Source organism: Lagierella sp. ICN-221743 (assembly GCF_037890055.1).
Lineage (GTDB): Bacteria > Bacillota > Clostridia > Tissierellales > Peptoniphilaceae > Mediannikoviicoccus.
On the sequence record NZ_JBBKBD010000021.1, the window covers coordinates 25890 to 34871 of the forward strand.

Sequence of the window (8982 nt, forward strand, 5' to 3'; positions counted from 1 at the left end):
GTATTTTGCTTTTTTCTTCTCCTTGTTTTACAATTACATATGTAATCATTTTTTAACATTTTAAAGGAGTCGATATGAAAAACATAATAAAAAAACACAGATCCCTATGGCTTCTTACAATCTTTGTGGGAATTTTACTTAAAGCAGCAAACATAGGTGTAGCTTACATATTGGCATCAATTATTGACACCATTACCAAAGGCACCGCGAAGGATTTGAAGAGTATCGGTATATATGCAGCAGTCATTCTTCTTTCAATTGTAGTTCTTGGTACATTGTATTCATATCTTGGTGGAAAGTTTAGCGAAAAAATACTTACGGACACAAAGGAAAAGTTTTTTAAAAACATCTTCACAAGTCCAATCTACAGGTTTCAAGAAAAAAAGGTTTCATATTATTACAACACCTTAACTCAAGACTTGGAACAGGTTAACACAAACTATCTTTCTCTAACCTATGAGATAATAGTTTCCCTTGGTGGGTTAATTGTAAGTTTGGCAGCTCTCTTTTATATAAATATAAAGATGTCTTTGTTGTTCTTAGCAATGATGTTTATAGTATCCCTAGTTCCAAAGCTATTTGTTGGAATACAAACTAGAGCGGCAGAAAACTTTTCAAATGAGTACGAAAGCTATGTTGAAGAGCTGGACAATATTCTTTCAGGCTTTGAGTCAATTAAGCTGCTCAATATTACAAAGGCACTTTACAATAAAATTTTATCTAAAGATGCTAAGATGGAAAATGCAAGAATGAATAAGAAGCTCGCAGACTATGGCACCCTATATGCAATTTCAGGAATTTCATTTCTTTCCCATATAGGCTGCATGATGATTGGTGCAATCTTTACTATGAAAGGTGAAATCACAACTGGAATGCTTATTGCAGCTGTTCAAATATTAAACTTCGTCTTTAGCCCCATTAGTGAAATTGCCCAGTATCGTAATCTTATGAAATCAAACGAAGTTATAAGAGATAAGCTTGAACCATTTTTAGTTGATATTGATGAAAAGGGAACCGAAATGACAAAGGGCGAAATTATTCTAAAAGATTATGGTATAAGCTTTGATGAAAAGGAAGTTTTGAAGGACTTGAATTTTAAATTTGAACCAAATAAATCATATGCAATTATAGGTCCATCTGGATCAGGAAAGTCGGTCCTTGCAAAGTCGCTAGCTGGATATTACGAAAACTACAATGGCGATATTTTATATAACGGCATCGAAAAAAGAGATATAAAGCCGTCAAGCTTAAACGAATACGTTCGTTATATTGGAACAAATAGCTTTATCCTAAACGATAACATAAAAGAAAACATCCGAATGTATCGAGATATTCCAGAGAGCGAAGTAAGAGAAGTTTCTAAACTTGTAGGATTTGATGACTCATTTATAGAAAAAGAAAGCCTCGGTAACGAAGGCAAATACATTTCATCAGGAGAGTACCAAAGAATTGCAATTGCAAGGGCACTTTTGGACAATCCATTCTGTCTAATCCTTGATGAGCCCACTGCAAACCTTGACCCTGTAAACGTAGAGGGAATTACAAAACTTATTGCAGACATCGAAGTTCCAATAAAAATTGTAATCACCCATCACTACACAGATGAATACTTAAATAGCTTTGATGAAGTTATCGACTTTAATAAACTTAAATAAAGACATCTCGTGGGAGATGTCTTTTTTACCTATGAAACCACATTCACCGGTTTATTCTTTAAGAATCCATCTATATTGTCTACAGTAATCTCTGCTCTACTTATCATGGCCTCTTCTGTAAAGTAACCTATATGTGGAGTTACTAAAACATTTTTGGAATTTATTACTGGATCATTTTCTAAAAGAGGTGGCTCCTTATCAAACACATCTATTCCAGCCCCTGCAATTATATTATTATTAAGTGCATTTTTTAACGCTTCGTTGTCTACAACTTGACCCCTTGCGCAGTTAATGAAGACTGCGTCTTTCTTCATTAGATTAAATTCCTTTTCTCCAATAAGTCTTTCTGTGGTTTTATTATAAGGTAGGTGAACCGTTACAACATCCGAACTTCTTAAAAGTTCTTCAAGACTTACATACTTTCCACCTAAATCTAAAACCTCCTTGTTTTCACTATTTGAGTATGCAAGAATATCACAACCAAAGGCATGAAATAGCTTTGCAGTTTCAGAACCAATTGCGCCAGTTCCTATAACACCAACAACTTTTCCCTTAAGCTCTCTAAATCTATATCCAGCTTTGGTCTTAAGTTTTCTTGTCCTTTCATCCATAGCGATAATATTTCTATAAAGTTCCAGGGCCATCCCAACGGAAAGTTCTGCCACGGCAATATTAGCATATCCGGAAGCATTTGAAACAAGAATGTCCCTTTCCTTACAAGCTTCCATATCCACATGGTCAAAGCCTGTAAATGCAACTGCTATCATCTTTAAATTCTTCGCACTTTTTATAACATCTCCCCCAAGAGGGCTGTTTGCAATAACTAAGATGTCAGTGTCCTTTACCCTTTCAATCTGTTCCTTTTCATCCTTTGCAATGCTATCATAAATTTCTAATGTATGACCTTGGTCAGTAAGTTTTTTAAAAATATCTCTTAATATATCCTCTTTAACGGCAAGAGGTTCTAAAATTGTTATCTTCATAATGCCTCCTTGATGCACTATTTATCTTTATAATACTATGGTATCATATTTTTATTTGAAAAAATGGGCAATTATAAATTGTTGGAATGTTGTTGATTTTAAAAGAAAAAAGTCTTCGTTTCGAAGACTTTACGCTTTTTTATATTGATTAAGTACTTTATTATATCCGTTTTCTTCTAAGGCTTCTTCTACATAGCCTCTTATTTCTTTTGTTGGGTAGACATTTCTTCTTATGGATTTCATTTTTTTAAGTACATCTTCTGTAATAAGTGAAATGTCTCCTGTTGTCATTCCCGCTCCCGCTTCGTCTGATGTAGATGCAATGGAGTTATAAATCTTTTCTTTATCAAAGGCTTCTACATTGCCTTGTTTTTTTAGAACCCATTCTCCTTCGTCTCCAAACATCTTGTCAAGAACGTCTATTTTTAATTCTTCTAATACGGAAGAAACTTCGTTTGGGCTAACTCTGTTTCCTTCGAAATATTCTAATAATATTTTTGTTAAGTCTTTCATACTCTCCTCCTTAATTATATATACCACGCTGTTTCAGTTTTAAAACAGATTCCATATTATTTATTAGATTACTTATTTCTCTTTCATTCTATAAGGAGATGAGTTAATAAAATTTCTAAATATCTTCTCCTTTTAGCGACTCTAAAAAACTTTCTACTTTTTCTTCTTTTCCCTCAATTAAGTATTTAATAAAATTCAGGATTTTTTCCATAGCGTAGATTGTGAATAGTGCTATTACTAACTCTTCCATTCCTGCACGAGCTGGGAATGCTTTATAAAAAAACTTATAGTAGTTAAGTAGTAGCAATACCGAAAGTAGTATTGACAGTAAATGAAATAAAATTTTAGACTTTTTCATAGCGTCTCCTTTTTAAATATAGCTATTTATTTTCTGTTTCTTTTACGCCTGGGTCGTTTATATAAATTTTTCCCTTATATTCTATTTCACCCTTTTCGTTTACTTTGATTATTTCTTCTAGTTCATCTGCTTTTATTTGGTTATTTTCTTTGTCGTAAACTGGGTTTAAGTATTCTCTTTCGTTTAAATAAAATTCCGGGCCTGATTCTGATTTACTCTTCTTTTGCTTATACATTTCATTTTCAACCATTTCGCTTATTATTAGTTTATCTTCTTTAAGCATAATGGCGTTTGCTATGGATCCACTAAAATATTCTTTGTCTTCTGGCGTAAAGAGGTGAACATAGTCTTTGTTTGCAAAGTTCTTTTTATAACCACCGTCTTTTCCGCATGATACCAGAAATATTGAAACAAAGCATAAAAGTATTACAAGTATTCTGTTTTGTTTTTTCATAGTAGCCTCCTTTGTATTTTATTTAGATTTATATTATTGTAACATAGCCTTGTAGTTTTTTAAAACGTTTTTATTTAGTGTTTTGTTATTAAATTGATAAATTTGGAAAGTTAAAAATTTTCAAGAATATTAAAATAAAAAGATATTAGACGTACTACCAACAAGGAAATTTGATTACCTAGATAAATACTTCAGACAAATACCAAAAGAAGAAAAAGACAAAGTAAAAATCTTCGTAAGCGATATGTATAGACCGTATAGAGATATAAAGAAAAAACACTTTCCAAACGCAAAACATCTAATAGACAAATATCACTTCATAAGACAGATAACATGGGGATTTGAAAATACAAGAATAGCAGAATCAAAAAAGATGAAAAATCAAGAAAGAATACACTTTATGAGAAGTAAATCCCTACTGACAAAGCCAATGATAAAACTACAAGAAGAGAAAAAAATAAAAGTATCAATAATGTTAGAAAGAAACGAAGAAATAAGAAAAGCATACCTAACAAAAGAAACCTTCTACAACCTAGTAATGAAGAGTGAAAACAAAGAGAAAGCTCAAAAAACATACAAGGCTGGATAGAATACCTATTAGAAGACGGATCCATTAAATGGAGAGCTTGTCTAACAGCTTTTAAGAACTGGATAGACCCAATATCCAATAGCTTTGACTACGAATTCACCAATGGGTACGTAGAAGGAATGAACAACAAAATAAAAGTAATAAAGAGAATAACATTTGGAATGAAGAATTTCAAAAGATTTAGAAACAGAATATTAGCGCTTGAATAATATACACAAATTGAATAAAAAAATTAGCTTTTAGGAAAAATAAGCCTATAAGCTTATTAAGTGAACCTAAAAACAGCAAAGAAGTGGCTATTTATATAGGTCTTTTAAAAGTAAGTGAATAATGATACATAAATAAGAGGAGATGCCAACTTTATAGGTTAGCATACCCCAATGGATTCTTTAGAGCCAAGAAAATAAACACGTAAACAGCAAATCCCCTGCAAAGCTTGAAAACTCTGCAGGGGAACACATAAATTTTATTTTACCTATGTCATCATCTCCGGTTTTATCCTTCAAAAACAGGTATATCCGAAACATCTCGCTTTTGATTACTGATATAATCCTGATTATACGGGAATCTGGCAACCTTTGCGCGAACCTTCATCTGGCGGGTTCCCGGCGTTCCCCAGAGTATTTCAAGCTCCGTCCCTTCTTTAGCATATTCTGCGGAAATAAAGGCCAGAGAAATCATGCTGTTATAGGTATAAGAGATGATTCTTCCGCTTGTGATCCCGATCTCCTGATCTGCAGCCAGCACCTTATCCGCTCGGTACACAAAACCAAACTCTCTGACAGAGAAAGAGTAATCAGTATCGGATGGTTTGGAAATATCCTCGCAGGGTTCGTCCCCAGGTCTGAGCATGGTTGCAAAGACTTCTGCCACATCCTCGGCGTTCCATTCTAGGGTTACGCATTTTTTTTGGGGATTTTTCGACATTTCAAGAAGGGCTTCTTTTCCAATGAAGTCATGGTTGTATTTAATCAGGAAGTCCCATCCCACATCATAGGGAGTAACAAAGCGATCCTGAAGATTATCCCCTACACTTCCGAGAAGCTTTCGATTGAGATTGAACATGGATAACTGAGGCACTGTGCGCATATATTCTGTCATTTTCTCGCTGGTTTCCAGCCACGGAAGCGGATAGTGAAGATTGATATTCGGGAATCCGGCCTCCGTATGGTTAAACAAGTTATAAGCCTGTAGCCCAAGCTTTCTTGCACCAAACTTTTCACCTGCCGCCCATACCAGATTGTAGATCTCCGCATAATCCGCCATATCTCCGTGAATTTCATAACCAAGGTTGCCGGACATGCCAAGCCTGATGATGCGTACCTGTTTTCCGTTTACCTCCTGGATTCTATGCCTGCCGAATTTGATGTCGTGAAGATTGGCCTGGAATGCGTTTTCCAGAATCTCTAAGGACTTTTCACCGGCAATCTGGATAAAATATTCCTTTCCTCTCATGTTTTCGCCATGAACATCTAAATCTGATGTATTGACATAATAAGAGATTACCGGATCAAGCCAGTAGGTTCTGTAACGATCTTCTCCGATACGGATTACAACGCCGTCTGTCAGAATCTGACCTTTCTCATTGCACATTACGGCATGGCGTATGCCGTTCATTCCCAGCGTGGTAAAATCATTTATACAGACCTGTCCCAATAATTTAACGGCGTCCGGTCCGTATACATCATAAATTGGGGATGTCATAAGCGCCGTTCCAATCCATGCGCTGGTCTGATATGCCTTGATCTCATCCTCCACGCCCGTATAAGAATATGCCGTAATAAAAGATCCCTGTGGGAACATTAAAGTGGCGCCTTCCAACGCCGGATTCATCATTTCTGTCATTTTTCTTCCTCCTATTGTTTTTAATTATCTGTAGATGTACTCATTTGATTCAGACGGATTGCCCTGCAAAAGGACACCATTCCATCTGAGCAAAATGGTAAGTTCTTCGCCGTGTCCGCCCACATTTCCTCCGTTGTTCTTGGAACGCCGACGGAGTCAAAAAACTCATACATCTCATCATCGTTGATATATTGATATTCCGTCTTTTTACCCGTAACCTTCGAGGCGATTGCCATGTACTGTGCAATTGTCAGAAGCTCGGCTCCATTTATATCAACAATTCGGTCTTCCCAATCCGACATTGCCGCACAGGCCGCCACAAGCGCACAGTCATCCCTCGAAACAAATGCCATTTTCCCATCTCCCATGTTATTGCGGATGATGCCGATTGTATTTTCAACTGCTTCCATAAATGTGAAAACCATTGCATCCGCATATTGGGAATCCCGAAGAATCAAATAATGGATGGGCTGTTTTTTTATATACCTTTCGGTCCATACATGATCGTTTACTTCGTAAGCATTGATATTCTCATGTCCGGCTCCTACAATCGATGTATACACCAGTTTGTTTACACCTGCCGCCACAGCCGCATCAATTGCAATTTTATGTGCCGCTCTTCTTTTCGGTCCAACGAATGGCATGGAGATCAGAATAACTGTATCTGCATCTTTAAATGCCTCCGTCAGTTTTTCCGCATTGTTAAAATCGACAATTCTGGTTTTAATGCCCATTGCCTGGTATTTTTCAAGACCATCTTTTGTTGGAGCCTGAACAGTGTTTCCTATATATTTATAATAAAGCAGTTGCCATCTCCTGTCATCAGTTATATAATTCATTTATACCGTCTTTTTTCGACAAAAATAACCAAAGGAGTTTTTTACAATGAAATCTATGAGCATTTCTGTCATCCTTGACTGGATTCCTGATAAATACAGGATTTTTTATAAATCTACGGGCTTAGATCAATTATTCCAGCATGCCCGCATGCTTGATGATCCCATGGAAATAATCGATAATGATTTTCTGTATTTAACACAAGAGATCTCTTTCCTTGATAGGGAATGGGATATACGTAAGCCTCGGTTCCTGATTTTCTGTACCAAAACCGGATCAAAGGAGGTACAGATAACCCCTTCATGGATGGAGCATGCCGCCATTTTATATACGGACGAGCCTTTTCATAAGGTATTCCGTGAGTTTCTGGATATTTTTGATAAGTACTATGCCTGGTATGAGCAATGCCTAAAGATAATTATCGAAAACAAAGATGTTTCAGATCTGCTTGATTATGCGGCCACCTTTCTTTGCAACCCGATTGCCCTTTTTGATCCAACCGGAAAGCTGCTGCATTATACCGGGAAATTTAAGGAAAAAATCGAGGGAACTCTCTGGGACGAGGTTATCAATTTCGGCTTTACACCGACAGAATCTATATATTCTGACGAACACCAGAGAATTATGCAGGAAATTCACAGCGGAAACCACTTAATCTCCAGCGTCTTTCGTCAGGATCCATCCCATCACTCTCTGACCGCTCCGCTTTATTTTGAGGGAAAAAACTTTGGAGCAGTCGGTACGACAGATATGAACGGTCCCTTTACGCAAGCACAAAAGGCTTTGTTATTAGAAGTCGTCCATTTTACAGAGCTTGCTATGAATCACCAGATTCAGGCTTCTATTTTGCAGGATGAAGAAAACTATTATGTTATACGGCTTTTACAGGGATATCCGGCAGATGATCTTTCTACCTCTTATTATCTCCAAGCCAGAAATTATACGAACGAGGATATTTGGTATCTTTATCAATTTTCCCTTCCGGAATCTGACGTCTCGGATACCCGTCAGTCTGCCTATGTTCATCAGATAAAAAATATTCTGCCTCATGGAGTTGTCCTCTATTTTGAACATTCTATTGTTGCGGTTTGCCGCAGGCGGGATTTTGATCCTGATTATGAAAAATCATACGCCGCACTGGAGAATTTGCTAAAACGGCTTTCCCTTAAGGTCTATATAAGCACCCGTTTTTTTAGATTCACGGAGCTTTCCATGGCATATGGACAATGCAGGCTTATGATATCTTACCCTTTGGAGCCTCAAAAACTTATTCAAAGGTTTGATGAAGCCTTTCCGCATGTTTTATATGGTGTCCTTAAGGAAAAAAACTCCTTGCCGGGCTTCTGCCACCCAGCTGTTTTATCCCTGTGGCAAAGCCATACGGAGCAGGATCTCACGCTCATTCATAATTTAAAATGCTATCTTATCAACGGAAGAAATATAGCGGAGACTGCCCGGACGCTTCATCTTCATAGAAACACCTTGATCTACCGGCTACGAAAAATCGAAGACCTGCTCCATATTTCACTGGATTACCTGGATGAAAATATGCTTCTCTATTTATTAATATCCTGCTTCATCTGCGAAACACTCTAATTTGGACATCCTCCTATGCTTGAATTTTGGCTTGTCACAGCAATTTCATTGTACGATTTAGTATGAATAATCATCCCCCGGCATAGCCGGGGGTTTTTCACATGCGGCCCAAAGGGCCTGTATTACAAGCCACGCCTCAAAGGCGTTGGTCA

9 protein-coding genes are annotated in these 8982 nt (G+C 36.8%); 3 read left to right on the top strand and 6 right to left on the bottom strand.

The genetic code is table 11. From position 1 onward, the window contains the following. The first annotated feature begins 74 nt into the window (after positions 1-74). A complete protein-coding gene (locus tag WKS98_RS08710) occupies positions 75-1655 on the top strand; it encodes an ABC transporter transmembrane domain-containing protein (protein ID WP_498918597.1) in 1581 nt (526 codons plus the stop codon). A gap of 29 nt (positions 1656-1684) precedes the next feature. On the opposite strand, the gene WKS98_RS08715 is transcribed toward WKS98_RS08710, so the two are convergent. From WKS98_RS08715 to WKS98_RS08730, 4 genes are all read right to left on the bottom strand, one after another. After that, a complete protein-coding gene (locus WKS98_RS08715) occupies positions 1685-2638 on the bottom strand; it encodes an NAD(P)-dependent oxidoreductase (RefSeq protein WP_498918599.1) in 954 nt (317 codons plus the stop codon). A 129-nt stretch (positions 2639-2767) separates the two neighbouring features. Continuing rightward, complete coding sequence (locus WKS98_RS08720) at positions 2768-3151, bottom strand: ATP cone domain-containing protein (protein ID WP_498918600.1); 384 nt, start codon at positions 3149-3151, stop codon at positions 2768-2770. A 115-nt stretch (positions 3152-3266) separates the two neighbouring features. After that, a complete protein-coding gene (locus WKS98_RS08725; protein ID WP_498918602.1) occupies positions 3267-3509 on the bottom strand; it encodes a hypothetical protein in 243 nt (80 codons plus the stop codon). A 22-nt stretch (positions 3510-3531) separates the two neighbouring features. Continuing rightward, positions 3532-3963, bottom strand: coding sequence for a hypothetical protein (locus WKS98_RS08730; protein ID WP_498918604.1), 432 nt, complete (start codon positions 3961-3963; stop codon positions 3532-3534). A gap of 244 nt (positions 3964-4207) precedes the next feature. Here WKS98_RS08730 and WKS98_RS08735 point away from each other — a divergent pair, with 244 nt between their 5' ends. Then, entirely contained in the window at positions 4208-4552 is a 345-nt protein-coding gene (locus tag WKS98_RS08735) for a transposase (protein ID WP_498918605.1), read from the top strand. Positions 4553-5047: 495 nt separating this feature from the next. On the opposite strand, the gene WKS98_RS08740 is transcribed toward WKS98_RS08735, so the two are convergent. Then, on the bottom strand, positions 5048-6397 hold the full coding sequence (locus WKS98_RS08740) for a hypothetical protein (protein WP_498918607.1): 1350 nt from the start codon (positions 6395-6397) through the stop codon (positions 5048-5050). Positions 6398-6417: 20 nt separating this feature from the next. Then, on the bottom strand, positions 6418-7236 hold the full coding sequence (locus tag WKS98_RS08745) for an NmrA family NAD(P)-binding protein (RefSeq protein WP_498918609.1): 819 nt from the start codon (positions 7234-7236) through the stop codon (positions 6418-6420). Between the two features lie 46 nt (positions 7237-7282). Between WKS98_RS08745 and WKS98_RS08750 the strand changes: the two genes are divergently transcribed. Continuing rightward, a complete protein-coding gene (locus WKS98_RS08750; protein ID WP_498918611.1) occupies positions 7283-8830 on the top strand; it encodes a PucR family transcriptional regulator in 1548 nt (515 codons plus the stop codon). Positions 8831-8982 lie beyond the last annotated feature (152 nt).

Coding starts and splice junctions, on each gene's coding strand:
- WKS98_RS08710 (WP_498918597.1), top strand. CDS start 75: ATGAAAAACATAATAAAAAAACACAGATCCCTATGGCTTCTTACAATC.
- WKS98_RS08715 (WP_498918599.1), bottom strand. CDS start 2,638: ATGAAGATAACAATTTTAGAACCTCTTGCCGTTAAAGAGGATATATTA.
- WKS98_RS08720 (WP_498918600.1), bottom strand. CDS start 3,151: ATGAAAGACTTAACAAAAATATTATTAGAATATTTCGAAGGAAACAGA.
- WKS98_RS08725 (WP_498918602.1), bottom strand. CDS start 3,509: ATGAAAAAGTCTAAAATTTTATTTCATTTACTGTCAATACTACTTTCG.
- WKS98_RS08730 (WP_498918604.1), bottom strand. CDS start 3,963: ATGAAAAAACAAAACAGAATACTTGTAATACTTTTATGCTTTGTTTCA.
- WKS98_RS08735 (WP_498918605.1), top strand. CDS start 4,208: ATGTATAGACCGTATAGAGATATAAAGAAAAAACACTTTCCAAACGCA.
- WKS98_RS08740 (WP_498918607.1), bottom strand. CDS start 6,397: ATGACAGAAATGATGAATCCGGCGTTGGAAGGCGCCACTTTAATGTTC.
- WKS98_RS08745 (WP_498918609.1), bottom strand. CDS start 7,236: ATGAATTATATAACTGATGACAGGAGATGGCAACTGCTTTATTATAAA.
- WKS98_RS08750 (WP_498918611.1), top strand. CDS start 7,283: ATGAAATCTATGAGCATTTCTGTCATCCTTGACTGGATTCCTGATAAA.